Annotated in this window: 19 protein-coding genes and 7 pseudogenes; 7 read left to right on the forward strand and 19 right to left on the reverse strand. The window is 57.4% G+C overall.

The window, feature by feature from the left end; genetic code table 11:
• Positions 1-7: 7 nt before the first annotated feature.
• The 4 genes and pseudogenes from KIP88_RS48750 to KIP88_RS41360 form a co-directional block, all read right to left on the reverse strand.
• Positions 8-433, reverse strand: a pseudogene (locus KIP88_RS48750) (TauD/TfdA dioxygenase family protein); the annotation flags it as partial.
• A gap of 29 nt (positions 434-462) precedes the next feature.
• A pseudogene (locus KIP88_RS48755) lies at positions 463-693 on the reverse strand (TauD/TfdA family dioxygenase); the annotation flags it as partial.
• Between the two features lie 443 nt (positions 694-1,136).
• The gene (locus KIP88_RS41355; protein ID WP_214493855.1) at positions 1,137-1,319 is read right to left on the reverse strand and encodes a hypothetical protein; all 183 of its coding nucleotides are present in this window, start codon (positions 1,317-1,319) and stop codon (positions 1,137-1,139) included.
• A gap of 212 nt (positions 1,320-1,531) precedes the next feature.
• Positions 1,532-1,747 carry a hypothetical protein gene (locus KIP88_RS41360; RefSeq protein ID WP_214493856.1) on the reverse strand — a complete coding sequence of 72 codons (216 nt, stop codon included), beginning with the start codon at positions 1,745-1,747 and terminating at the stop codon, positions 1,532-1,534.
• 105 nt (positions 1,748-1,852) lie between these two features.
• Here KIP88_RS41360 and KIP88_RS41365 point away from each other — a divergent pair, with 105 nt between their 5' ends.
• Positions 1,853-2,017, forward strand: coding sequence for a hypothetical protein (locus KIP88_RS41365; RefSeq protein ID WP_214493857.1), 165 nt, complete (start codon positions 1,853-1,855; stop codon positions 2,015-2,017).
• A 158-nt stretch (positions 2,018-2,175) separates the two neighbouring features.
• Positions 2,176-2,469, forward strand: a complete 294-nt coding sequence (locus KIP88_RS41370) for a hypothetical protein (protein ID WP_214493858.1) — start codon at positions 2,176-2,178, stop codon at positions 2,467-2,469.
• Between the two features lie 144 nt (positions 2,470-2,613).
• Here KIP88_RS41370 and KIP88_RS41375 read toward each other — a convergent pair.
• Positions 2,614-3,597 (reverse strand): annotated as a pseudogene (locus KIP88_RS41375) (IS21 family transposase); the annotation flags it as partial.
• Between the two features lie 243 nt (positions 3,598-3,840).
• Between KIP88_RS41375 and KIP88_RS41380 the strand changes: the two are divergent.
• Together KIP88_RS41380 and KIP88_RS41385 are read left to right on the forward strand one after the other, a co-directional pair.
• Positions 3,841-4,167 carry a hypothetical protein gene (locus KIP88_RS41380; protein WP_214493859.1) on the forward strand — a complete coding sequence of 109 codons (327 nt, stop codon included), beginning with the start codon at positions 3,841-3,843 and terminating at the stop codon, positions 4,165-4,167.
• A 159-nt stretch (positions 4,168-4,326) separates the two neighbouring features.
• A complete protein-coding gene (locus KIP88_RS41385) occupies positions 4,327-4,518 on the forward strand; it encodes a hypothetical protein (RefSeq protein ID WP_214493860.1) in 192 nt (63 codons plus the stop codon).
• Between the two features lie 988 nt (positions 4,519-5,506).
• Here the strand turns inward: KIP88_RS41385 and KIP88_RS48760 are convergent.
• From KIP88_RS48760 to KIP88_RS41400, 5 genes and pseudogenes are all read right to left on the reverse strand, one after another.
• Positions 5,507-5,648: pseudogene (locus tag KIP88_RS48760) on the reverse strand (IS481 family transposase); the annotation flags it as partial.
• Between the two features lie 215 nt (positions 5,649-5,863).
• Positions 5,864-6,586, reverse strand: coding sequence for a hypothetical protein (locus KIP88_RS41390; RefSeq protein ID WP_214493861.1), 723 nt, complete (start codon positions 6,584-6,586; stop codon positions 5,864-5,866).
• 299 nt (positions 6,587-6,885) lie between these two features.
• A pseudogene (locus KIP88_RS47240) lies at positions 6,886-7,051 on the reverse strand (transposase); the annotation flags it as partial.
• Positions 7,052-7,384: 333 nt separating this feature from the next.
• A complete protein-coding gene (locus tag KIP88_RS41395; protein WP_214493862.1) occupies positions 7,385-8,554 on the reverse strand; it encodes a glycine C-acetyltransferase in 1,170 nt (389 codons plus the stop codon).
• 352 nt (positions 8,555-8,906) lie between these two features.
• Positions 8,907-10,088, reverse strand: a complete 1,182-nt coding sequence (locus KIP88_RS41400; protein WP_214493863.1) for a M20 aminoacylase family protein — start codon at positions 10,086-10,088, stop codon at positions 8,907-8,909.
• 376 nt (positions 10,089-10,464) lie between these two features.
• Between KIP88_RS41400 and KIP88_RS41405 the strand changes: the two genes are divergently transcribed.
• Together KIP88_RS41405 and KIP88_RS41410 are read left to right on the forward strand one after the other, a co-directional pair.
• Positions 10,465-10,917, forward strand: coding sequence for an Lrp/AsnC family transcriptional regulator (locus tag KIP88_RS41405; protein ID WP_214493864.1), 453 nt, complete (start codon positions 10,465-10,467; stop codon positions 10,915-10,917).
• 157 nt (positions 10,918-11,074) lie between these two features.
• Positions 11,075-11,271 (forward strand): annotated as a pseudogene (locus KIP88_RS41410) (integrase core domain-containing protein); the annotation flags it as partial.
• A 300-nt stretch (positions 11,272-11,571) separates the two neighbouring features.
• On the opposite strand, the gene KIP88_RS41415 reads toward KIP88_RS41410, so the two are convergent.
• From KIP88_RS41415 to KIP88_RS41430, 4 genes are all read right to left on the reverse strand, one after another.
• Complete coding sequence (locus KIP88_RS41415) at positions 11,572-12,531, reverse strand: aminotransferase class IV (RefSeq protein WP_214493865.1); 960 nt, start codon at positions 12,529-12,531, stop codon at positions 11,572-11,574.
• 926 nt (positions 12,532-13,457) lie between these two features.
• Positions 13,458-15,254 carry an ABC transporter permease subunit gene (locus KIP88_RS41420; protein WP_214493866.1) on the reverse strand — a complete coding sequence of 599 codons (1,797 nt, stop codon included), beginning with the start codon at positions 15,252-15,254 and terminating at the stop codon, positions 13,458-13,460.
• 89 nt (positions 15,255-15,343) lie between these two features.
• Positions 15,344-16,516 carry an ABC transporter ATP-binding protein gene (locus tag KIP88_RS41425; RefSeq protein WP_374226583.1) on the reverse strand — a complete coding sequence of 391 codons (1,173 nt, stop codon included), beginning with the start codon at positions 16,514-16,516 and terminating at the stop codon, positions 15,344-15,346.
• 90 nt (positions 16,517-16,606) lie between these two features.
• The gene (locus KIP88_RS41430; protein ID WP_214493873.1) at positions 16,607-17,461 is read right to left on the reverse strand and encodes an extracellular solute-binding protein; all 855 of its coding nucleotides are present in this window, start codon (positions 17,459-17,461) and stop codon (positions 16,607-16,609) included.
• 47 nt (positions 17,462-17,508) lie between these two features.
• On the opposite strand from KIP88_RS41430, the gene KIP88_RS41435 reads away from it, so the two are divergent.
• On the forward strand, positions 17,509-18,003 hold the full coding sequence (locus KIP88_RS41435; protein WP_214493868.1) for a hypothetical protein: 495 nt from the start codon (positions 17,509-17,511) through the stop codon (positions 18,001-18,003).
• Here the strand turns inward: KIP88_RS41435 and istB are convergent.
• The 5 genes and pseudogenes from istB to KIP88_RS41460 form a co-directional block, all read right to left on the reverse strand.
• Positions 17,998-18,597 (reverse strand): IS21-like element helper ATPase IstB, encoded by a 600-nt coding sequence (gene istB / locus KIP88_RS41440; protein WP_249791416.1) that lies wholly within the window; start codon positions 18,595-18,597, stop codon positions 17,998-18,000. The two genes, KIP88_RS41435 and istB, sit on opposite strands and share 6 nt — an antisense overlap.
• Before the next feature lie 69 nt (positions 18,598-18,666).
• Positions 18,667-20,208 (reverse strand): IS21 family transposase, encoded by a 1,542-nt coding sequence (istA, locus tag KIP88_RS41445; protein ID WP_214493869.1) that lies wholly within the window; start codon positions 20,206-20,208, stop codon positions 18,667-18,669.
• Between the two features lie 274 nt (positions 20,209-20,482).
• A complete protein-coding gene (locus KIP88_RS41450; RefSeq protein WP_214493870.1) occupies positions 20,483-21,691 on the reverse strand; it encodes a serine hydrolase in 1,209 nt (402 codons plus the stop codon).
• Between the two features lie 393 nt (positions 21,692-22,084).
• Positions 22,085-23,249: pseudogene (locus tag KIP88_RS41455) on the reverse strand (M20 aminoacylase family protein).
• A 243-nt stretch (positions 23,250-23,492) separates the two neighbouring features.
• Positions 23,493-24,638 carry an IS630 family transposase gene (locus KIP88_RS41460; protein WP_214493871.1) on the reverse strand — a complete coding sequence of 382 codons (1,146 nt, stop codon included), beginning with the start codon at positions 24,636-24,638 and terminating at the stop codon, positions 23,493-23,495.
• Positions 24,639-24,855: the final 217 nt, after the last annotated feature.

Below are 24,855 nucleotides of genomic sequence, written 5' to 3' on the forward strand. Positions count from 1 at the left end.
TCGATGGTCACTCGTCAGAGTTGCCCAAGTACCGCGACGCTTTCTTGCTCGCTGAACCCCTGGATGTAACCACTTCCGCGATGTCCAGGTAGAGCGCTTTGCGTCCTGTTTCCAGATGGGTGCGTATGATCGGGTGAACTGCCTCTGGAGCATTGCCTACGGCAGTGTAGGCTTTGTGGGCCAATCGGCGGCCCTCCACCTTCTCTTTTAAGGGCCGGGGCAAGGTCTCGTAGGCGGCGCACGTATTGGCAAAGCGAGTATTCGTACTGACTGCCGGAATCTCTGCTCCGTAATTAATCGTCGCCGATGCAGGACATTCAAACGCCGACATATCGGTGTGCCAAACTGCCTCGCGCGACCCAATAGCACGCATGGACTTGCCTTCAACGACAACGTTAGAAATGACATCAATCTCAGGCAGCAGGCCCGTGCGATATAATTGTAAAGTGTTACTGTATGGGGTTCGCCGAAGCGCCGCGCTATCGCAACGATCTGATCATCGGTGAGCTTCTGGTCACGAAAGACCAGAATGAGATGGTCGAGCCAAGCCTTTCGCAGGCGGCACACCATCGATTCTTCGATGGGAGCCGAGAGATCGACACCGCTCACATACGCGGCAAAGGCCCGCCGCTCGGAATAATGCTCGAGCCGCTCTCGAGCGCGACTTCTGAGTTGACATCTCGGTCTTCCCATCTTGAAGTTCCTCTCCTAGTTCCGGAATGTTGGCTGCTTGCCGAGTCGGCGCCAGCAACACTAGTTTATCGGCTCTTCAGTGCCTCAATTTGCCTCCTACGTCGACGGATTCGTTAGTTCGAATCGTTCTGGCTGGGAGGTCCAGCGTTTGCAGACGTATTTTTTGGGCGTGACGCCCCTCAGGGCCTTCAGCCGCCGAGCGCAGTTGTAGGCGCTTACCGAACTGATGCCGCCTCGGCGTCAAGCCAAAATGGCGCCAACGTTCGGGACCGGGCAACGCGATGAGGGTCATCAACGCAATCTTGAACGACAGGCGATAACAGGACCAACGCCAGGAACCGTCATCAGACTCGGCAGACAGGATCATGCTGGACCACTTGCAGTAGCACACGATGGAGCCGATCGTAGCCCTCGAGGATAGCACGGCGCACGTACAGCATGGCTCAGATGGTCATCACAAAGATCGGTTCGCTGTGCTCGATCAACTCGCGGACGCGTGCTTCATATGTCCCCCGGGCGACAGCTCCGACGAGCATCCATAGGCCCGAAGCGCACCACGAATATCGTCCAACCTGCGCGTTCCAGACGATCGTGATCACCAATTCCAGGCCATCGTGATCACTCATTCCAGATCATCGTGATCACCGTTCCAGGGGATCGTAATCAGCAATTCCACGCTCGTGATCGCTATTCCAGCGGATCGTGATCGGGGACAGCGAGCCGGACACCACTGACACTCTGCAACCCAGGAACCTTGGGCTTTTGCCCGACAGCAGAGGATCGAGATGCCGACAGAGAGACTGTTCATGCGCCAGGTTCGCGAAGTTTTACGCGTGCATTACAGCGTCGGCACGTCGCAGCGCGAGTTGCCCGCAGCCTCGGCCTGGCCCAGGGCACGGTCAACAAGTACTTCAACCGAACGCGCCAGGCCGGCCTGACCTGGCCGTTGCCGCCGGAGCTCAATGACGATGTCCGGCTTGAGAACCGCCTGTTTCCGCCACCGTCCGATCTCCCCAGCGATGAGCGTCCGCAGCCGGATTGGGCGCTGGTTCATCGCGAGCTGCGGCGGAGGAACGTCCCTTGATGCTGTTGTGGGAGGAGTATTGCGACTCCAGTCCGACAGTGTCAGCTATTTGTGCTTCTGCGAACGCTACAGGGAATGGGCTGGTCGCCTCAAGCCGATACCTTGCGCCAGGTTCATGTCGCCGGCGAGAAGCTGTTCGTCGACTATTCTGACCACACGCTTGAGGTAGTCGATGGGCTCACCGGCGAGCTGCGCCGCTTCTCGGTCCTCTATAAGCGCGTGCCCCCGCTTGTTCGCTGATCTCGCCCAGACGCGTGCCGAAGGCCGTTTCGCTCCCCTGATCGCCACGCTGGAGCGCGTCAACCTGCTCATCCTGATGGTGTGGACGACCTCCTCAACGGCATCATAGTGCCAAGGCGTGGTCGCCAGAGCGCCACAAAGAAGCGAGACCGTCCGCGATGAAGTTTATCAGAATAGGCGTTGATCTCGCCAAGAACTATTTTCAGATTCACGCGCTGTCTAGCGAGGATGCACCAGCCGTAACGCGCGAGCTGACGCGCCGGACAATGCATGAGTTTTTCTCGAAGATCGAACCGTGCCGCGTTGGCATGGAGGCTTGCGGCTCAGCGCATTATTGGGCGCGCGAACTGAAGGCCATGGGACATACAAAACACTATGTCGAGCGAGGCAAGAACGATGCCGTCGATGCGGAAGCTGCGTATTTCGCAAAAATGGGACAGTGGCTTCGCTAACTAATGGACAGCAGTTTCGCTAAATCGCGGACAGTGCTGCTGCGGCGGCTTTTCGGTTGCCTGATTGAAGTTACTTGGGATTGGTTTCGCCGTTTTTCGGCGTTGGTCAAGGGGCGCGGCTTTTTTCTTCCGCATACTGTCGCCTTCGAGGGCGATGCGCACGCAGGCGCCAATCCGCCCAGCCATCTTGATCAAGGCTGCCGGCGTCATATTAGCGTAACGCTGATGGGCCTTGGGCACGTGCTCGTTCACAGTGACATGGCCGCCGCGCTGGGAACGGCGCACATGGCTGGCGACACGCTGGTGATCCTGGAAGATCTCGACGGCCCCGATAGGTGAGCCGGACATCCACCCCACGGCCGATCAGCCGGTGCGGCACCGAGTAAAAGGTCTTGTCGACCTCGACGTGATAATCGGGGTGGACCTTGGCCGTTTTCCATTCGGCATATTCGAATGGTTCGCCGGGCAGTGGCGCCAGCGCGGCACGCTCGATCTTCTCGAACAGTCGCCGGCGGGATTTCCCGATATGGCGCGTCGGCCGGCTGTTCAGCTCCTCGAGCAAATCAGCAATCGCGCTATTGAGATCGGTCAAGTTGAAGAACCGCCGGTGGCGCAGCCGTGCCAGAATCTCGCCATGGCGAAGGTCAGCGACGAGGCCCCGAGCACCGCGACAACAATCTGCCTGACCGATCTCGCCGTTTTTCAGGTTGCTCACCTCCACCGTGTGGCCGGCATAATCGATCTGCATGACCGCCCCTGCCGCATGGCGATGGCGGAAGGTCGGCTTCGCCCGGCGCTGGTGGGCGGCAAACTTTTCGCAGAACCAGGTATAGCCACAACCGTCGGGATGGGCCGTTCGGTATTCCTGCCACAGCAGTGTCAGCGTCACGCCTTTGCGCTTCAGCTCCTGCGCAACGCGCGGCCACTCAGGCTCTCTGAAGTTCTGAGGCGGCTGTCCGAGCCGGCGGAATAGGGCCCGCTGCAACGCCGCCTCGCTCTCGTAAATCGCCGGCAGCGGCCAGCTTAAGCCGGCTTCACGTGCCCGCAGCTGGTAGGTGGCAACCGAGGTCTTGCTCATCTGCAGCCGTTCCGAGTGGCCCGGACTGACAAGCCTTGCTCAGATGTCAACCTCCGTTCATAGTCGTTCGTTTCGCTTGCTTCCGTCTCGGCATTGCCCCTCTCAAGCTCAGCTTGAGAGAGAAAATTGCTCGAACGGCGCTCGCGAAACCAACCCTCACAACTGTCCGCGATTTAGCGGAATCCCTGTCCCGGAATTACTGAAATCGCTGCCCGCGAATTACCGAAATCCGTGTCCGGCGATTGCCGAAGCACGCAGCGGAAGCCATCTGAGAAGCGGTCTCGCGTCCTGCCATGCGTTTTGTGCCGATCAAAAGCGCTGGTCAGCAAGCGACCCTGATGCTGCATAAGACGCGCGAGCTGCTCGTCAAACAGCGAACGCTGAGCGTGAACGCTCCACGCGGCCACCTTGCCGAATTCGGTCTTGGAGTCCGCGTCGACGAGCTTTTAGGCCTCGCAGCAGGCGACACGACTCCTCCGGACGCTGCTGATGGCCGCAAAGGTTCTCGGCAGCAAATTGATGCGCTCGGAAGCGCGCTCGACGATTTGGAGAGGGAGATCACCAAGGCCCACGCGCTCAGCGAGACGAGCCGTTCGCTCGGAGAACTTTTCCGGTATTGAGAAGCTTGTTGTCTCGGTAATTGCAGCCAGTGTACCGGACCCAAGCGTACTCAATTCGGGGCGGGATTTTGCTGTCTGGCTGGGGCTGATTTCGAGCGGAGGTAAACCGACGTCGGAAACATCACCAAGGCGGGTAATCGATATGTAAGGAAGCTACTCGTGCTCGGGGCAACATCGCTTCTAAACATTGTGAAGAAACGCCGCGGCGGCTTGCGCGACTGGATTGTCGGTCTTGGCGAAAAAGCCGGCGCGGCTTGTGACCGTCGCCCTTGCCAACAGCTCGCTCGGATCATCTGGGCAATGATGAAAACCGGAGAATGCTTCCGCACCGAAATGTTCGCCAAACCTTGAACGTGAGTTTCGGCCAGCCGCATCCGAAACAAAAAGTAATAAGGTTGGTAAGTGCAAGAAAGGTATGTTGAAAGGCAACGGTCGCCACCGAAAACCAAGATAACCCGAGCAGTCGTAAGAGCTTTAAAGCTTGCATCCTTGATGTGCCCCTTTGTTGTCGGACTTCATCATGGCCCGCGGAGATATGATCCGCGCTAAAGGCTGGACATACGATCGCCGCCGTCAAACTCATTCGAAGTGCCAAGTTGCACTTGGCATCAGAGGCCGTCCACATGACGGCTGGGGCCCCGAACCGCTCACTGCCGACCAGCGCCGTGACCTGCTCGAGATCGTCGATGATCGCTGCGACAAGGGATCATTGTTGATCACAAGTCAGGTCCGGGTGTCACAATAGCAATTGCCGATCCGACGCTCGGCGACGCCATATTGGACCGCACAACGCCCACCGCATCGAGCTCAAGAGCGATAGCCTGAGTCGTCGGGCCGACCATAGGACCAAAGCGTGACCACTGCGCCGCTAGTGGGGCCACTCCGGCGCCGCGCGCGGGGTCCTCCCATGGACCGCTGGAACGATCTCCAAACCCTCCCGCCCGTCTTGACCAGGATGACCATTCCAGCACACATCAACACGTCAGTCGTGTTCGCCTCCGCAAGTGATCATCATCGTCTCGAAACCGTGATCACGATCGCCTGCAATCGCTGATCACTATCCCTGGAATACGCACCAACCCAACGTACAGCTTCATCGAGGCTCTCCGTGCCAAATGATCAGCTAAATGGTCGCACCGGGACCAGATTCGGCCGCGCGGCGACTAGCCCCGTGCACCGGTTTCTCGAAGCCCCGATTTGAAGAGCCGGCGCGCCGTCCGCGTAGCGCGGCGGGAAAGTGAACTGGATCCTATTGTCGGTGAGAACCTTGTGGATCTTGTAGGGGACAGCCGCGATCAGAGCTTCGAGGAAGGCCGAGGCGGAGGTCCTTCGTCTTCCTGCTCTCGCGCTCCTTCCACTTCGCGACGGTCTTTTGGTTGATCCAATGGCGCCCGGCGAACGCCCTCCGGGTCTTTACGATTTTGTGTTGCTCGACCGATTGCCTCCGTCGCGGTAGCGCAGCCGTGCAAAGCTTGTCCCATAGCGCATCCTTCGAATCGTGCGATAAAGAATGCACCATCAAGCTTGGGGCTAAACAAGGCTCGCCCTAACGCTTCAGCGTATCGCCAACGGCTAACACGATTTGAACTGCTCGGCGAGGCGGTGTCGTATCGAGGGACCGGTATGCCGCAGTGGAAGCCAACGATTGCCGCCCAACAGCGTCAACTTGTTAGGCCTGATTTGCGGAGCTTGCACACTAGCGATTGTGCTGGCGGAATCTCGAGGGTAAAATCAGCTCTGTTCTCATATGCTCGACCTGGCTCCTCAATTCCGCACCCGTTAGCCAAATGAGCCAATAGTCTCCCAAGATATCCTCTTCTATCAGCTGCAACATCGCCCCGCCTGGCTCATGATGACGGTATTGCGCCACGTTGCCCTTGTCCACTCGCCAGCGCGCCACAAGCGCACATAAGAAATCAGGAGCCCACATCGCAAAAGCGACGCGGTGTGCTATTCGCTCTACGATTTGGGCTATGCCGCCTCCTCTGAGGTCGCCTCGCACCCACAAATCTCCGGTGTAGGCTACCTTTCCAGTCATCTTCTTCGCGTTTGGTGCCGTGCAGGCACAACGGTCCTGAGGATGTGCATGTATGGCCGGGTGGGAATAAAACGCTTTAAGCGACTCAAGATACTCTGCAAAGTTGCTCTGCGAAAGTTCATACAATCGAGCAGCATCCGAAAGCGCGACCTCGTTGTTCCTATCGACGCCTATGATCCAATATCCTTGGCCTGATTTAATCAGCGAGCGATTCGGCCGGAAATTCGGAAATGTCGGCCCCTTTGTTGGAGTTGCCCGCGTGATCGAGACATACTCATGAAAATCGAACCCCATGAAAAGTTTGACGCCGTCATGAGCGGCAACGTCGTCATGTAATTGAACGAACCGTGAGACTTGCAACGGATTAAGTGCGTGCGTCATTGCTGCAAGTGTCCTTATCATAGTGCGCTAGGTCCTTACGGCACTAGCGATAATAAAAAAACTACTCAGTCTGGTAAGGACCGAATTGGCAAATGGCGGCATTTTGGGATGATGACCAAGCCCCAAGGGGCTTAGTCCAGCTTGAAGTTAGTCTTGGCCCAACGCCGTCCGGCAAGCGCTATTACGTTCGATACTGAAAATCAAGGCGATGCCATCTTCCGCCATGAACTTTCCAAGTCAATGAAGATGAGTCTTTCATTCTCTTCGGAACTCTGGATCCGATCTGCGAGTTTCAGATAAAGACTCGGGATGCGTAGCTCGATCGCACTAGCGGGGGTCTCCCAGGTCCGCTCACGGTAGCCGTTGCGCTACGCTAGACGCTCGGCGCTCTTCTCGCCGTAGGCCGCTTCGCGGTGAGCCGGGTGACCTCCAGCTCCATCAGCCGCAGGGGGCAAAGCCGATCATCTCGAACAGCAAGAGCGCGCGAATGTTATCATCTCATCGGTGATCGATGGTTCCTCGAATCAGGTTGGTGTCAGCAACCCGACCCTAGCGGTGAATCGCCGGTGCCCACCGCAAAGCTGTCTGCCCGCTACGGCGCTATTGGAGAGCGCGCGTGCGGCTGGCTTTGCTTTACCGGGCTACATCACCACAGGCGACACGACGCCGATCAAGACAGGCAAATTGTCGAAAAAGATCAATCGACTTTCTTACAGCTAGATCGGAGGAGCAGCAACCTGCCTCCGCCACAATGCGGTCTTTCCCCACTTAGTCACCTTTCCCTCTCTTCAAGCAAACTCATCGGCGGAAAGAAGCGAGAACTGCGAGAACAGATTCAATGTCCGCCGCCGAGTGTGAAGCACTCACCTGCATTCTTACCCTTGCCGCGCCTTTTGGCACGACTGGGTAGGCAAATGCGACAGCGAGGACGCCGTTTTGCAACAAGTGTTCGGCCAAAGCCGTCGCTCGATCAGCCTCCCCCACGATAATTGGTACAATCGGATGGTCTTTGCCTCCAACGAAGAAGCCAAGCTCTCTGAGAGCTGTCCTCAACTGGCCACCTCTTGCGTGAAGATTCTCACGCAGATGGTCACCCGATTCGGCCAGATCGATCGCCTTGATTGACGCCGCGCATATGGCGGGCATGACGGAATTAGAAAAAAGATAGGGGCGCGAAGCCTGCCTGAGCCAGCTGATCACCTCACAGCGCCCGGAAACATATCCCCCTGAAGCTCCGCCCAGTGCCTTTCCCAAGGTGCCTGTGAGAATATCGACCTTGTCTCCCACGTTGTGCAGCGCAGGTGTTCCCCGCCCCCTCGTGCCAATAACCCCTACAGCATGGGAGTCGTCAACCATGACCATCGCATCATATTGCTGCGCGAGACCGCAGATTGCAGCCAGGTTGGCTATTGTGCCATCCATCGAAAACACGCCATCAGTCACGATCAGCCTAGAGCGATGTTGATTGGTCCCTTTGAGAGCGGCCTCAAGTTCGGTCATGTCGTCATGTTTATATCGGATTCTGGAAGCCTTGGTCAGGCGGATTCCGTCGATGATGCTAGCGTGATTCAGTTCGTCGCTGAGGATCACATCCTCTTCATCAAGGATGGTCTCAAACAGCCCCGTATTTGCATCGAAACAGGAGCTGTACAGGATCGTATCGTCGGTCCCGAGGTACTGGCTTAACCGACTTTCCAGATCTTTGTGAAGTGTTTGGGTTCCGCAAATGAAGCGTACAGAAGCCATTCCAAAACCAAAATGATCGAGACCGTCCTTCGCGGCTGCAATGATCTCCGGATGATTGGCAAGGCCAAGGTAGTTGTTGGCACACATGTTAATAAGGTTTCTATCGCCGCCGTCACCCGCGATGGCAATCCTGCGGCTTTGCGGCGATGAAAGTGCAACTTCATGTTTCTCGAAGCCCTGCTGCCTGGTTTTAACCAAGCTCTCTTTCAGACGGTCGAGCATCAAACGCTCCTTCGATGGTCGGAAGTATCGCACTGGCGTTGACCCAGCCGGATCAGCGTGCTTCAGCCAGTACGCCTCTGAGCACCTTCGTTATGGCTCCGAGCTTGCCATCAGCAATAACCCGCTCATCGATCTTCGTCACGGGCATTAATCCCACCTGCTGTTGAAGAATAGAGACTTCATCTACTTCAAAAGACGCGACACCTATTGGAGTCTGGCTGACCTCAATCTGCTTTTCTCCGCAGCAGGTCGAAAACGGCTCTCATTGTAATGCCGGATAGGACGTTCGAAGCTGGCGTCTTCAACCTTCTGTCCCTGACAATAGACACATTGAAGACAGGATCAGCGTCTCTCAGGTTCCGAAGGTCAGCGCAGTCTCGACCAGGTTGACCCAATAGCCGACGCCGTAGGGGATGGCATCGTCATTGAAATCATACAATGAATTGTGCAGAGCGGCGCTAGATCCATTGCCGAGAAAGATGAACGCCCCCGGTCGCGCTTCAAGCATGAAGGCGAAATCCTCCGATCCCATTGCTGGTTTGATGGTGTCGTTGACTGAACCAGGTCCAACAACCTTGAGCGCAGCCGTGATAGCAAGATCTGTCTCTTTCGCGTGATTGAATGTGACGGGAACGTGCCTTCGGTAATTGAATTCGATTTCGCCGCCAAATGCGCTCGCAATGCCCTGAGCGAACGCCTCTATCTGACCTTCGGCAAAGTCCCTGAGGACGGGCGCGAGGGTCCTGACCGTACCAGCCATTTCAACCTGATCGGGTATGATGTTGTACGCTTCACCTGCGCTCAACCTTGTGATTGAGATTACGAGCGATTCTGTCGGATCAGTGCTGCGTGAGACCAGCGTTTGCAGGCCGACGATGACCTGTCCTGCAATGACAATCGGGTCTATGTTCTGGTGCGGCTTTGCCGCATGACCTCCCCTGCCCTTCACGATGATGTCGAACTCGTCAAGGGCAGCCATGATCGGGCCGGCGCGAATACCGAATTTTCCGACGGTCATGCCCGGCATGTTGTGCATGCCAAAAACCTGAGAGATACCAAACCGGTCCATGATGCCTTCATCGACCATCCTCTGACCACCTAGATCTGCTTCTTCCGCGGGCTGAAAGATCAGAGCAACCGAGCCTTTGAAATTGCGCGTGTTCGCCAAGTATTTCGCGGCGCCGAGCAGCATGGCTGTGTGGCCATCATGCCCGCATGCATGCATTTTGCCAGGAATTTTTGAGGCCCAGGGTTTTTTGGACGCTTCCAATATGGGCAACGCGTCCATGTCCGCCCGTAGGCCAATTGTTCGCCCACCTCCGCTACCGCCTTCAATCAGCGCTACAATGCCGGCTTCAGCTATCCCGGTTTCGATGTGCTTGATGCCAAACGAAGCCAGCTTCTCCGTTACGAACCTAGCCGTATTGTCTACTTGGTAAGTGAGTTCCGGATTTTCGTGCAGGTAGCGGCGCCAATCAGTGACCTCACGCCGCAAATACTCGAACGTTTCCACGCCATGTCGACCGAATGTCATTTTCGCTTGCCCCTTCGAGAGAACTGCGACAAAAGCTGCCGGCCTCTAGCCACACACGGAAGCAAATCGCGGAATCTTGGGTGTCGCGTTGGCCAGATTGAGCAGAGCAGCTCGCTCTTTTCCGCTAGGCAACAGCTGGCATTGTTCAAGAAGCAGGAGACGTAAGCAGCTGTCCGTCAGTTTCGAGCAACTTCAATGATACCGTAGAATGGAATGGAAATTTGTTGCAAAATCCACCCGCCACTGAAATGTTCACCCCACTGAACGATCCGACCTGAAAAATCGCTCCTTTCTGTGGGTTTGAAACGTCGGGTTGATCGCATACAGGAGCTGGTGTTGCGATTGGGAACCTCACAGAGATGGCCGAGCACGGTAGATGGACGATCTCGATCGAAGAATTCTTGCGGCACTACAGAAAAACAACTTGCTCTCTCTTACAGAGCTCGCGGAGGTCGTAGGCTCGTCCGCTGCCTCATGCATGAGGCGAGTGAACAAGTTGCGTTCGAGCAAAGTGATTATTGCGGATATTTCGCTTGTGGATCCGAAAGCTCTCGGCAAGTCGCTCACTGTCGTTGTTACCGTCGAGCTTGACCGAGAGCGGCTGGACCTTGTCGACGATTTTAAACGGGCCATGCGCGCGGCCACCGACGTCAGCCAGTGCTACATGGTTACCGGCGACGCCGACTTCGTTCTGATCGTTACGGTCGATGATGTCGAGGCCTTCGATATCTTTGTCAAGACCAAGCTCTATACAAATCCGAACGTACGAAAATTCCGAAGCATGATCACGCTTGATCGCGTCAAGTTCGAGCCGCGAATCAAGGTGTAGCGACACGGGGCCCAGGACACTTCGGGCTCGAGAGCACGAGGTGCGTGCCTCTATCGTTCCTGTCCATCTCCTGTGCGCGCGACTGCTCTTTCAGTGTCTCTGGAATGGCTACCGGGGCAACAGCCCGTTAGCCATTCCCGCGACGGCCTGCAAGGAAGTGGGCTTCCCGGCAACGATCCGGGACGATCAAGGCAGCGAGTTCGGGTCGCGCGATCTTGACCTGTGGGCTTACCGGCGCGGCGTCACGCTGGACTTCTCCAGACCTGGCAAGCCAACCGACCTCGAGGCCTTCAACGGCCGCTTCCGGCCGAATGCCTCAATGCCCACTGGTTCCTATCCCTTGCGGACGCCCAGTAAAAAGTGGGGACTTGGCTTTCACTACAAATCCGTTCTTGGAAGGCAAATATTTCGGAAGCTCCCTCATTCCTGTCCGTGCCGCAGTGAACAAGCGGAGTGGCCGCCGACCCGAACCCGGGCCGGTCGACGAGGTGCATGTAGTTCACCCCCGACCGATCAAACGCCGCGCTCGCCCAATGTACACAGGTGGATGTGCACGGACTGGAATGATGTAACTTCCTGCTCGAATGTCAGGAGTTTACGTGACGACAACCTATCGAGATCGTCACGAAGCCGCTGTCGGATGGGCCGTTTCCCTCACGGATAAAGAACAGCAGTCGACCATGCCGGATCGTTGTGCTTTTGCCAGTAGAGATCCATGAGACGACGCGTGAGTAATCCGACCTGGCCTTTACCGATCGCGGTGTCGTCGATACGCGTCACAGGCATGATGCCGCCGGCAGTTGAGGTGATGAACACCTCATCAGCCGCTTTGATCTCAGCACGACTAACATCGGCCGTCGTAACCGACAGCCCGAACTCGCCACAAAGATCAAAAACCGTCCGGCGCGTGATGCCTGGCAGGACCCCAAAACCGGGCGTCCTCAGAGCTCCTTCCTTTACAAGGAAAACATTGAAGCCGGGCCCTTCCGCGATGTGACCGTTGATGTTTACGATCAGCGCTGTCTCAGCCCCCTTATCGTAAGCGTCAAAGAGGCCCTTCACGAGATCGAGCCAATGATAGTTCTTGATTGTCGGATCAACGGATTTAGGCGGAATGCGCACAGTCTCGCTGATCGCGACGTGCAAGCCCCTCTCCAGCTGTTCCTTGTTAGCAATCGACCCAAAAGGTATAGCAAACGCCATGAATCGGTTCTCCGCTTGACGCGGGTCGCGGCTTAATGTCGGTGATGAGCCGCGGGTACACATCATCTGTACAACCGCCGATTTGTGGCCCGACAAGGCGACGCAATTGTTGAGAATTAATGCTACTTCCTCACGATTATAGGGCAGCTTCATGCGCAGACGTTCAACGCCCCGCCAAAAACGATCAAAATGCAGTTCCAAACGGAAGAACCTGCCATTCCAGACGTGCATCGTGTCGTAGGTCGCATCGGAGTGCAGGACCCCCCAATCAAGCACGGAGATCTTGGCCTCGGACATCGGCAGATATTGGCCATCCAAGAAGGCGACGCCATGCGGATAATGCCGTGGATCAACGTAATGCTCATCCACAGCTAAGGGCGCCTGTGGGAGCTGTGTCGTAGGGCCTATCATTTTCTAGTCCTGTCCTTCCAATTCGGATACTGGGTCAAGTTCAGCCGCGTTGACGAGGCTGGAGCCGACAACGCCGGCTCGGGCCTCATTGCCGCCTCAAAGATCGCGCGCTCCTTCGCGCATTCAAGTAATCTGCGCCGAGACCTCGATCATCGGTTGAGGGCGCTGGAGAAAAACATAAATCGCTAGAAGCGAGTTCACCCCGCAGCATGCGTCGAGACGACGAAAGGAATCTCGCCAAGTTAATTCCTTCTGGAAGATAAAGGGCTCTGACATGATGACTCCTCTGGTATTAAGCTCGGCACGGCGTCCGAGGGGCATCGCGATCGAAATTCTACCTGGTCCAAGAGCCGTATTCGCCTAATGTCGGGTCTCGTATCGCCGAAATTCTGCGCTTGAGAGATAGGCGAAGCTTTCGTAATGGCGGCCCAACACGAGGACCGGCGGCATCGGGTATCCGTCAGAGGTCGCTTCTCTCTGATTCTCCAGAACTCAAACGGTCGACTGATTCGAAGGGAATTATATTGGTAGCTTCTGGTGTGGGAGGCTCGAATCTCGAATTAAACTTCAGACGATAAACTTTATTTCGCATTGCATATTTCGCCGGCTCCAAAGCCCTACAACAAAAGCTCGCCTCCATTTGAAAACAATTAATCAACTTCAACGAGTTATGCGCTCATTAACGGCGACTTGATTTACTCAGGCCGATCACGCGCTGATGCTGAACTCGCCAAGTCAGTTCGAGTCTTCACCATTCCAGCTGGAAGATCCATGCTGGAGGTCTTCCGGCGTAGCCGTATCTTTCTCCTGCGAAGAGGGATGGTGTGGATCGCGTGAGACGTGGGTTATCTCGGGCGTCCCGTGTGTTGACGAATTACCGCCAGCTCCGGCTGCAACGTCTCCGGCGTGCGCCGTTGATAACTTAGTCATCGTCCGCCTGCGTCAGCGGCCTGCATTGCTGTCAACCCCGGAATGTTCGACTTGGCGCCCCTCCTTGACGGCCATTCCGCCGCGAATTTGAACCCAATCGTGATTAGCATGAGCATCACCGACACAGCCGCGATTGTTGGATCAATTTCAAATCGAATGCCTTCCCACATCCTGACGGGGAGTGTCTTGGCACTTAGACCCGAAAGGAAGAGCGACAGAATCACGTCGTCGAATGAAGTGAGGAACGCCAGGAAAGCAGCAGACACGATTGCAGGGCGTAGCACGGGCAGCGTGACAATCCAGAAGGCGCGTATAGGGCCCGCGCCCATCGTCAGAGCCGCGGCTTCTAATAATTCGTCTGTGCTTTTCAAGCCCGCGGAAACGGTCACGACGACGTATGGAAGTGCGATAATGATGTGACCCAGAGCGAGACCACCTAGAGTGCCCAACAAATTGAAGCGGGCATAGAGAGCATAGAGAGAGATGGCGAAGATCAAGCTAGGCACGATCATCGGCGAAATGAGAATAGCGGTAACGATTCCTTTGCCAGGGAATCGCCCACGAACGATTGCATATGCAGCCGGGACGCCAATCAGAATTGCGCCAATGGTCGTGAGAATTGCGACCTTGATGCTTGTGATAGCTGGCGTGCGCCAGTCATCGCGTGAGAAGAAGTTCTCGAACCAGCGAAGGGAATACGAGTGAGGGGGGAAGTGAAGAAATGTCTCATTTGAAAACGCAAGTGGAAAGAGCACAAGGAGCGGGAGCACGAGGCAAACAAGCACGGCCCAAGACCAACACTTTACAAGCAGGTGACGGGGCGCCAATCGAGCAGATTGCTTCCTATTCGCCAGTTGGGATGCGCGCAATGGGAGGAGCCTTGCAAGGATTCGCTCGCGCCAGACGAGGAGGTGGATTGGTCCGCGCTGGAAAACGTGGCGAACAATCTGGCCAAGTATTCCAGACGATGCTTCGCTGTTGAGTGTTCGCTCGTAGAGAAGGGTAAGGATGCCAGTCACTACGAGCAGCAACACCGACATCGCAGCCGCGAGTCCCCAGTTGTTCAGTTCACTGACCTGCTTTTCGATGAGCATGATGTATGTGATATCCGAGAGCCCCCCGAGCAATGCGGGCAACACGAACATTCCGACCGAAGACATAAACACCAACAAAAGGCCCGCCAGAACTCCCGGCATGCTCAAAGGTAGGACAATCCAGAAGAAAGCTGAAATGGGGCGCGAGCCCAGAGTTTCCGCAGCAGATAGTAGACGCAGATCGATTCGGCTCAGGCTGTTGTAGAGCGGCAAGACCATGAAAGGCAGCATAATATGCACCATGCCGATGTACACGCCCACTGTGTTGTAGACTAGTTTTAGGGGCTCATCGACGATTCCGAGGTCGGTAAGCGTCGTGTTCACGATACCGTTGCGGCCAAGTATCACGATCCAAGCAAAGCCACGTACAAGAATGCTTGTCCAGAGTGGAAGGAGGATAAGCAGTGCTATGGTCCGTCTTGTTCGGTTGGATACGATGCGCATCGCATAGGCGATCGGGTAGCCCACGAGGACACAAAGCACCGAGATGACGAGTGCGAACCGGAAGGTTTGGTACAGGACGCGCAGCATGAACGGATCCTGGAACAGCTCAAGATAGTTGGCGGTCGACCAACCCTTATCTCCCAAGCTGCGAGATACGATTTCCACAAGAGGATATAGGTAGAGCGGCAGGAGGAGCAGCGCCGCCGGGAGCAAGAGGCTTATAACACCAATACGATGGCTTACGCGCGATATCATTGTCTTCCTGAGGTGCGATCCAATTCGGGATTGGATCGCTTGAGTTAGATTTGCCGATGCGAATTTTAGCGTCACTTTACGGTAGCGCACTACTCAGTTGTCGATTCAACGAAGACATGAACGTCTTCCAAGCTCCACCCGACCGTCACGTCGCTACCGATACTGCTTTGCGGCAGATGCCCCGACTTGTTCTGCAATGTGACGTCAATAACGTCTCGGTCATTGAGAGCCACTCGGTACCGAATGAGATCCCCGGTGTAGGCGATCTCCGCGATGCGTCCCGCGAAATGTTCTTGCGTGGCTGCAGGGACATTGAGGACAATGCGCTCTGGTCGTATCATCAGGCGCGCCGGCCCTTTCAATCCCTGAGCCGCTTGAGGAGCACGACAGCGCAATCCTCCAAGGGTAACAAGGCTCGATTCATCGGTGTCTCGCGATTTTTGGAGCTCGCCTTTCAGGAAATTTGACGTGCCAAGAAAGTCGGCGACAAAGCTCGATTTTGGATGCTCGTAGAGCTCGCTCGGAGAACCAGACTGCACAACTCGCCCATCGCGCATGATGATCACGCGGTCCGACATAACGAGAGCCTCGGTCTGGTCATGCGTAACGTTGATGACCGTGACTCCGAGTTTGCGATGGAGCTCGCGAAGTTCGAATTGCATGCTCTCGCGCAACTTCTTGTCCAATGCGCTGAGCGGCTCGTCGAGCAAAAGGACCGGAGGATCAAAGATCAGCGCTCGGGCAAGGGCCACACGCTGCTGTTGACCGCCAGAGAGCTCGCCTGGCACTCGCTGTGCAATATTGGGCAACCGAACGAGATCGAGCATGTCCTTGACCTTTCGGCGGACTTCGGTTTCGCTCCGGCGGCGCATCCTCAACGGAAACTCAATATTTTCTGCGACTGTCAGGTGAGGAAAAAGCGCGTAGCTCTGGAAAACCACGCCCAGATTTCGGTGCTGCGGCCTGAGATGGGTGATATCGCGCCCGCCGATTGCAATCGAGCCAGCCGAAGGCTCAGTTAGTCCGGCAATCATCATGAGTACCGTTGTCTTTCCGGAGCCGCTCGGCCCCAGGACCGTCACGAATTCTCCCGCGGCAATGTCGACGGAGACATCATCGACCGCTCGAATACCGCCGTACTCCTTTGTCAACTCGGACAATTGCACGCAGCCACCCTTCGTTCCAGGCGGCTGGTGAATTGAATTATTCACTTGAGTCTGCGAACGCCCCCTGAGCACGAGCCCCTGCGGTACAACGTCCAAGCTAGTCATTTCCCCCCCTTTGAGGATCTCATTTCATTGCCCCGCATTGCTCTCAGTCGCGCACCTACTACGCTTATGCGCTTAACTCGCTTATTGTAGGATCCAGGCGTTCCACATTGCGTTGTTGATCTCTAGGTTGCTCTTTCCCGAGGCATCTTTCTGCGTCCACCATGCTACGTTTCTCTCAATAGTCTTGGCCTGGTTTTCAGGGTACGTCGGCAGCAGCTTGGCTCGCTCCGCTGGGATCAGATCGAACGCCTTCTTATTCAAGGGACCGACAGGGCTGAGTTTTGCAAGAGCCGCCTGGCTTTCGGGCCGCGAAGCGAATTCGATGAATTTCTGCGCGTTTTTGACGTTCTTTGCGCCTTTCAGGATGGTCCACCAAGAGTGTTCAGTCAACGCCTGGTTCCAGACATAATCGACCGGGGCGCCCTGCTCTTTTGCCAGCTGAATGCGGCCTTGGGACGAAACGCCGATAACTGCGTCACCGGAAATGAGTGCCTCTGAGGGCTGGGCTGGGGTTGTCGTCCACTTTAGGACGTCTGGCTTTATGCGCGAGAGCGCAGCATACGCTCGCTTAAAGTCGAGCGGATAGAGCTTCTCCGGCGGAACGCCGTCAGCCACGAGCGCGAACTCGATCGGAGGGGTAATTCCGCTACCCCCGGCCAAAACGCGCGGCCCCGGGAATCTCGTGACATCCCAGAAATCAGCCCAGCCCTTCGGCCCATTTCCCTGCGTGTATTTCTTGGTGTTGAAGGCAATAACTACTGCGTACACCTCCGTACCGACCCCAAAAGGTTGGACAACCTCCTGCGGGAAATCCGCGAAGACCGATCGGTCTAGGCCCGGCGGAATGCGCAGGGCTACAAGCGCTCGGCGAGAACCTACCGCGGATTTGGAACGCGGCCACCACGTCGGCAGCCGATCGCAAGCGCATTCTGCGATTTGTGATCCGCGAAGTCGTTCTTGATCAGAAGCGGACCCGAGGTCAGGTGTGGCTCAAGATCGTCTGGCAGACCGGTGCAACCAGCGAGCATCACGTGCAACGGCGCGTTCAGACCTACCGCGATTACATCGACATTGATCGGTTGCGGCGACGGATCGCCGAGTTGAATGCTGAACACAAAATGGATGCCGAGATCGCGGCAATACTCAATCAGGAAGGCTTCGTCGCGGCCCGAGGCTGCGCCTTCAAAGGCGAGAATGTCTGGCTGTTGCGTACCCGCTGGGGCATTCCCACCGTCAAAATCAACGGCGTGGACAAGAATCCGATGCGCCGGCCCGATGGAAGCTTCTCAATTCAGGGCGCTGCAGCCGAGCTCGGCGTCACCCCGCAAACGGTGTTCGATTATCTCGCGCGGGGATTGCTGGCAGGTCGTCAGTTAGCCAAAGGCCAGCCATGGCAGATCGAGCTCTCAGACGACCAAATCCGTCAGCTTCGCAATCGGGTACGACGCACCAAGCGCTCGAAGAAGGAGGCATCATGAAGTCATCGGCTCGGCGATGACCTCGTGCCAATGCTCGATTGGCACCTGGCTGGTGATGATGGTCGACCCGCGCTGGTGGCGGTCGTCGACGACTTCGAGGAGATCGCGGCGCTGCTCGCCGGTAAGCGGAGCGAGGCCCCAATCATCGAGGATGAGCAAATCGACCCTTGATAGCGTCTTGAGGAGCCGCGCATAGCGTCCGTCGCCGCGGGCGAGCGCCAGAGCTTCGAACAGCCTTGGCAGGCGATGGTATAAGACCGATCGATTATCGCGGCATGCCTTGTGGCCGAGCGCGCAGGCGATCCAGCTCTTGCCGACGCCGGTCGGCCCGGTGATGAGAAAATTTTGCTTGCGGCCGATCCAATCGCCATCGACGAGCTTGGCAAAGAAGGCGCGATCGATGCCGCGCGGAGTGCGCAGATCGACATCTTCGACGATTGCGGTCTGCCGTAGCGAGGCGAACTTCAGGTGCACGATGAGCCTTTTGTTCTCTCGCTCGGTTGCTTCGCGATCGATCATCAGGCCGAGGCGCTGCTCGAAGGTCAGCGCGGTGACGTCGGGTTGGCGTTGTTGATCATCGAAGGCCTTGGCCATTCCGGCGAGCCCGAGAGCGGGAGACGTTCGTGGGTGTGGTTGCTGAGCATAAGGTCTCCTTGTTGCTGGTCAGTGGTAGTAGCCGCGGCCACGGATGTTGCCGTGCTGAATGGGATCGGCGTCGGGGGTGGTGTCGGGAAGGAAGGCCTTGTCCAGGCCGGTCTTGAGGATCGAGGCGATCGACCGATAGCTCGCTGAGCCGATGCTGATCCCACGGCGGCATGCGGCTTCGAGACGTTGCGTCCCATAGGTCTTTTCCAACCGCAGAATGCCGAGACAGGATCGGAAGCCCTGCTCGGGATGCGGCTTTGTCCGCATGATCGCCTCGCACAGCGCGATCGTGGACGGACCGATTTTCTCGGCGGCGGCCAGCAGACGCGCCGGCGTCCAGAAGGCGTATCGGCGATGCGCGCTCGGCATGTGCTCGGGGATCGTGGTGTGGCGGCGCTTCGCGCCCGAGCGTGCGTGGCTGGCGATGCGGGTGCCGCGATGGAACACCTCGATGATAGTCTCGGTGGCCCGCACCTCGACGACCTGGCGGACCATGCGGGATGGAACCGAGTAGAAGTGTCCCTGAACTTCGACGTGGTAATCCGGCGCCACGCGGGCGCGACGCCATTCAGCGTACTGGTACGGCTCGGCCGGCAGCGGCATCAGGGCCGGACGATCGATGGTGTCGAAGAACTCGCGGCGGCTGGCACCGAGCTTGCGCATCAGGCGGGCGTTGAGGTCGTCAACCAGGATGCGGATCGCGACGTTCAACTCGGCGAGCGAGAAGAAGCGACGATTACGCAGCCGCGCCAAAATCCATCGCTGAACGATGAGAACCGCCGCCTCGACCTTGGCCTTATCGCGCGGCTTGCGGGGCCGTGCCGGCATGATGGTGGTGCCGTAATGGGCCGCGAGATCCTGGTAGGTCCGGTTGATCCCCTGCTCATAGCGGCTCGCTGCCGTCACCCCGGCCTTCAGATTGTCGCAGACGAGCGCCTTCGGCACCCCGCCCAGGAAGGTAAGCGCATCCACATGGGCGCCGATCCAGTCGGGCAGCGCCTCGCTGAACCGAGCTTGGACGAATGTGTAATTCGACGCTCCCATGACCGCGACGAAGATCTTGGCGGCGCGCACCTCCCCGGTGAGCCCGTCGAACACCGGCACGGTATCGCCGGCGAAGTCTACGAACAGCTTCTCGCAGGCCGCGTGGGTCTGCCGCACGGTCGCCGTGATCCCGTGGCGCCATTCGACGTAGAGGTCGCAGAACCGACTGTAGCCGTAGGCGTCGGGATGATGGCCGCGGTATTCCTCCCACAGCAGCGCCAGCGTTACACCGCGGCGGCGCAACTCGGCATGGACATGCCCCCAATCCGGAAGCGGCTTCGATCGCGGCGAGTTGTAGCCGGCCGGCGCAAATAGCTTGCGCTCCAGCGCCGTGTCGTCGAGCTCCTCCGGTATCGGCCAGCTGATGCCGATCACCGCCGCGCGGCGGACATACTCCGCGATCGCCGTGCGACCGATCCCGACCGATCGGGAGATCACCCGATCGCTCGCCCCACAGGCATACTTCAGGCGCAGAACTTCTCGAATCTTCCGCATCGGCAATCTCTCGGCGGGCATCGGACCTCCCATTGCGTGAACCGCAAAAGCAGGACCTTGCCCCGTTCAGATTGCCGACAACTTGCCCCGCCTCACCCTATCAACAGGGTGGCCGCCTTCGTTCGGATTGGGTGGCCGCTTTCGATCGGAATCGGTGGCCGCTTTGCCTCGGATTCCGCATCCACCGCGAAACTCTTCTCGTGCGCGTGGTGGCTCACAAGTCCTGAGGTCGTCGGTGGACAGCTCCCTGAGATGTCAAACTTCTGCTGCCTCCCGGCAGCCCCCTTTCGGTTGGCTAAACTTTGAACTCGAGGAGACCGATGCTGCGCAGCATGTCGACGACCGCCTGCCAGTAGCTTGTCTTATCCTGGTCTATTTTGTAGACATCCTCGAACTCGACAGTGCTGAAGAACGCGCCGACGACACCGCTCGTCAAATCGGCGAGCATCAATTGACCGCCAGACCCTGAGTGTGCGACGAAGCGCCCATCGGTGAATAGTTGATTGCTGTAGCGGAGGCCCGGACGGCCAGCCATTGGAATCCCGCCTCGCAAGGAGGCGTCAATGAATGAGGCGCTGCCGACTGGCCGGCCATCAACACCCCTTCCCCTGCGCGCGAAGATAGAGCCGTAGCGGGCCAGGTCTCGCGCCGTTAAGCACATACCTCCACAGACATTCGGAAAACCATCCCGGCCCGTGCTCATCCAAAGACAGCCCTCGATCCCCGCGCCATCGGCGAGATCGGCATAGTAGGCGCGCAGCGGTCGCCCGCTCGCGACCTCCGCGATCATGCCCAACACATCCGTATTGGGAGACTTATACTGGTGATGGCCAGTCCGATTGGTCGTATCGTTCGAGGTGATGGTCGGGACGAAGGTGCGATGGGTATACTCGGGTCGACCTTCAGGGGGCAGACACCAGCCGAGGGCCTCACCGTAGTAGTAAATACCAGAGTGCCGATCGAGGTACTCTTCGGTGTAGTCGTTGGCGACATCCATGTTCAGAACCTGCTGGACCGTGGCTGCGGCATAGCCGCTCCCGATCCAGGGGAGATAGTCAGCAACCCTTCTTCCGAGATCTATCTTGCCCTCTTCTACCATCCTGCCGATGACTAGGTTCGCCGCGCTCTTGCTGGTTGACTTGAGGGGGTGCGGGCGATCCGGGCCAAAATCCGGTGCATAGCGTTCGAACAGGACATCGCTCCCCCGTATCACAGCCATGGCCGTGAACCAGGGAAGCGACGTGAGATGGCGAACCGCCCCCATCTCGCCGATGCGAGGATCTGTACGCTCGCGCAGTGTCATCACCCGGGCGGCGCGGTAGCTCGTGCCGTACCGGGCGATGCGATAGAGATTGTGATTGCCCCATCGGTGGGATTTCGGCTCCGACCAGTATGGCAGATTATCTTCACCGACGGTCAGCTCGGGATTGGGTACTGTTGCGAGCTCGTTTGTAGCGCCTCCCGCGAGGTCCGGATGCTGGCCGGAAGGCTCAAATTTAGACATGCAGTTGTCCTCACCTTATTGACGCGGATCTAGAATCCCCGCGACATATTCGCTGTGAGCGTCACCGTAACATCGCGCCGGTACTAGTTTCGGCGATTAGAGACTGCTTGGCGCGTTATTTCTGCGCCCAAGTCAGCAAGGTCGATTATAATTCTACGAATTGTAATTCGACCCATGACAGCTCGCCTGGGGAGAATGAGCGGCGGAGAAGAACATGACGGCGCAATTAGCCGCATCAAAGTTCATGTTCTCAATTGCACCTCGGCTACGCGACCCGCCAATGATACTTCTTGAATGCCGCCCTTGACGAGCGACTGGGAACCATTTCGACCGATGCTGGTGGCTTCACGATATGCTCTCGAGCGTACCTTTATCCTTTGCAGCATCGAAACTTTAACGAGCCAGCACCGTTTCAACGAGACTTACCCAGTAACCGATGCCATAAGCTAGGGCTCTGTCGTTAAAATCATATGCTGGGTGATGTAAACCAGCGGTCGATCCATTACCAAGAAAAATGAAAGCGCCTGGCCGCGCCTCAAGCATGTAGGCGAAGTCCTCCGATCCCATCCGCGGTTTCATTTTGTCATCCACGGAGGCCGAGCCCACGAGGTTACTTGCGGCCTTGATCGCCAGATTGGTCCCTTCGGTGTGGTTGAAGGTGACCGGGTCCTGTCGACGGTATCTGAGCTCGACATCCGCGCCAAATCCGCGCGCAATGCCTTGCGCGACTGCCAGAATACGTCGTTCGGCGAAGTCCCGCAGGCTGGGTACGAGGGTCCTGACGCTACCGGCCAGCTCAACCTGATCGGGAATGACATTGTAGGCCTGCGCGGCACTGAATTTGGTAACGGAGATCACGAGCGACTCGAGGGGACTCGTATTGCGCGAAACCAACGTCTGCAGACCCAAAATGATCTGTGCTGCAATGACAACCGGATCAATGGTCTCATGCGGCTTCGCCGCGTGGCCTCCTCTGCCCTTCACGACAAGGTCGAATTCGTCGAGCGCGGCCATGATAGCGCCATGGCAAATACCGAACTTGCCAATTTCCATGCCAGGCGAGTTATGCATGCCAAAAACTTGGGAGATGTCGAAACGATCCATAATTCCTTCCTGGACCATTTTTTGGCCACCCAGCGCTCCTTCTTCGGCAGGCTGGAAGATCAAGGCAACGGAGCCCTTGAAATTGCGTGTATTCGCAAGATATTTCGCGGCACCCAGCAGCATGGCGGTGTGACCGTCATGGCCGCATCCATGCATCTTGCCTGGCGCTTTCGACGACCAAGGCTTGTTCGACGCTTCGAGTATGGGCAGAGCATCCATGTCGGCCCGCAACCCGATCGTGGGACCCTCCCCACCTTCGCCCTGAATCAATGCGACGATCCCGGTTTCAGCTATCCCCGTTTCAATGTGATTAATGCCGAATGAAGCGAGCTTCTCTGCTACGCAACTTTGCTGTATTGTGCAGCCTATAATCGAGTTCGGGATTTTCGTGCAGGTAGCGCCGCCAGTCTGTTACCTCGCTCTGCAGACCCCGGAACGTTTCAACGCTGTGCATGTCAGCCTCCAATATACGAATCAGCACGGTGGAGCGTGTATGGTGTACGAGTGAGGTCAGGCATCATGACCTGCTCGCTTATCCTGAATGAGCTGCGTTTCTCGTTAAACGAAGTCATTGGCGTCGCAAGGTCACGCCGGTCTCAAGGATGTAGCGCGTCCGGCTCCAAACTGATGTTACCGCGTTCAAATGAATGAATGCTAGGTTTGTATCTAGATCATCGTTTTCTTGGTTCGAATCATATCAGGCGGCGTCGGCGAGTTTGTAGGACCAAGTATGGACGACGGGATGGCGATTGACGTCGTCGATTCCGGCCATGATGCGCTCTTTGAGTTCGTGCTTTGATGTAACCCTGATGTGACGCAGGACGGAGCGGGCGAACTTGGAGAAGAAGCCCTCGATGAGGTTGAGCCAGGAGCCGTGCTTGGGCGTGAACTTAAACTGGAAGCGGCCTGCCGGTCGTGTGTCGAGCCAGGCTCTGGTTTCCCTCGAGATGTGCGCGGAATGGTTGTCGAGGATCAACTTGATCGCGGTCCTGGCCGGATAGGCGGCATCGAGAAGCTTGAGGAATTCTACGAACTCTCGGCTGCGGTGGCGGTCTTTGACGAGCGCGTGGACCTTCCCGGTGAGCAGGTCAATGCCCGCCAACAGGCTGAGCGTGCCGTGACGTTTGTACTCATGATCGCGCGCGAAGGTCGCATGTACGCCCGGCACAGGCGGCAGATCCGGCGCTGTCGTCGCGACGGCCTGTATTCCCGGCTTCTCGTCGTAGGAGACGATCGCTACCGGTTTGTCCGACTTCTTCGATCGGGCGGCGGCTTTTTTCAGGACCTGGACCTCGCGATAGACATACAGAACCTCAGCCATCTTCTGCTCGAACTCGGCGTCGCGGTTTTCAAGATAGTAGCGCACCTTGTGCGGCTTGATTTCCTGCTGACCGAGAAGCTTGCACACCGTGCCCTGAACCAGACGGGCGAGACATTCATGTCCGGCCTCTGGTCCGTGCTCGCGGGCATGGCGGGCCAGCAGTCGCGTCGTCCACAACTCGTGCGGATAGCCATGCTCCTTGGCCTTATCGCACGCCAGAGACACCAGCCAGGCCTTGGCCGCCGGCGTGATCACCGGCTCCTTGCCCGGTCGCGGGCGCTCATCGAGCGCCGCCAGCGCGCCATCAGCCGCCGCCCGCTCGACGCAGCGCTGGACCGTCTGATGATGGGCGCCAAGTCTTTGTCCCACCGCAAAGAACGACGGGGTCTCGCGGTAGGCAAGCAGCATCGCAGCCCGCGATACCCGGCGCGCCGGTTCGGTCCGCGACCGCGAAAGAGCCGTCAACGTTTCAATCTCTTCGTCGGTCATCGCCAACTCGACCGCTTGCCGCCATCCTGCCATGATGAAACTCCTCGTTCAGTCAATCGCAAACGAGGAATCCACAAACAAACCTCCCGTTCCATGACTGCCAAGTTCATGGAATCGGTCGTCTAGTCCTCTCGCGAAGTATCTGCGGGCACTCAGATCGCTTGAAGAAAGTGGTTCGGCTGCCGACCACTGCATCCATGCTCGGTGTGGCAGGCTGATAGGGCATCGAGTCCCGTGCGGGTCCTGATAG

Source organism: Bradyrhizobium sp. SRL28 (assembly GCF_018596315.1).
GTDB lineage: Bacteria > Pseudomonadota > Alphaproteobacteria > Rhizobiales > Xanthobacteraceae > Bradyrhizobium.

Bases quoted from the DNA above. Each gene is read 5' to 3' on its own strand.
- KIP88_RS41460 (WP_214493871.1), bottom strand. From the start codon at position 24,638: ATGGCAGGATGGCGGCAAGCGGTCGAGTTGGCGATGACCGACGAAGAG.
- KIP88_RS41400 (WP_214493863.1), bottom strand. From the start codon at position 10,088: ATGACATTCGGTCGACATGGCGTGGAAACGTTCGAGTATTTGCGGCGT.
- KIP88_RS41355 (WP_214493855.1), bottom strand. From the start codon at position 1,319: ATGAGTGATCACGATGGCCTGGAATTGGTGATCACGATCGTCTGGAAC.
- KIP88_RS41380 (WP_214493859.1), top strand. From the start codon at position 3,841: ATGCGTTTTGTGCCGATCAAAAGCGCTGGTCAGCAAGCGACCCTGATG.
- KIP88_RS41450 (WP_214493870.1), bottom strand. From the start codon at position 21,691: ATGTCTAAATTTGAGCCTTCCGGCCAGCATCCGGACCTCGCGGGAGGC.
- KIP88_RS41415 (WP_214493865.1), bottom strand. From the start codon at position 12,531: ATGATAGGCCCTACGACACAGCTCCCACAGGCGCCCTTAGCTGTGGAT.
- istB (WP_249791416.1), bottom strand. From the start codon at position 18,597: ATGGCCAAGGCCTTCGATGATCAACAACGCCAACCCGACGTCACCGCG.
- KIP88_RS41370 (WP_214493858.1), top strand. From the start codon at position 2,176: ATGAAGTTTATCAGAATAGGCGTTGATCTCGCCAAGAACTATTTTCAG.
- KIP88_RS41420 (WP_214493866.1), bottom strand. From the start codon at position 15,254: ATGATATCGCGCGTAAGCCATCGTATTGGTGTTATAAGCCTCTTGCTC.
- istA (WP_214493869.1), bottom strand. From the start codon at position 20,208: ATGCCCGCCGAGAGATTGCCGATGCGGAAGATTCGAGAAGTTCTGCGC.
- KIP88_RS41395 (WP_214493862.1), bottom strand. From the start codon at position 8,554: ATGCTCGACCGTCTGAAAGAGAGCTTGGTTAAAACCAGGCAGCAGGGC.
- KIP88_RS41360 (WP_214493856.1), bottom strand. From the start codon at position 1,747: ATGAACCAGCGCCCAATCCGGCTGCGGACGCTCATCGCTGGGGAGATC.
- KIP88_RS41365 (WP_214493857.1), top strand. From the start codon at position 1,853: ATGGGCTGGTCGCCTCAAGCCGATACCTTGCGCCAGGTTCATGTCGCC.
- KIP88_RS41390 (WP_214493861.1), bottom strand. From the start codon at position 6,586: ATGACGCACGCACTTAATCCGTTGCAAGTCTCACGGTTCGTTCAATTA.
- KIP88_RS41405 (WP_214493864.1), top strand. From the start codon at position 10,465: ATGGACGATCTCGATCGAAGAATTCTTGCGGCACTACAGAAAAACAAC.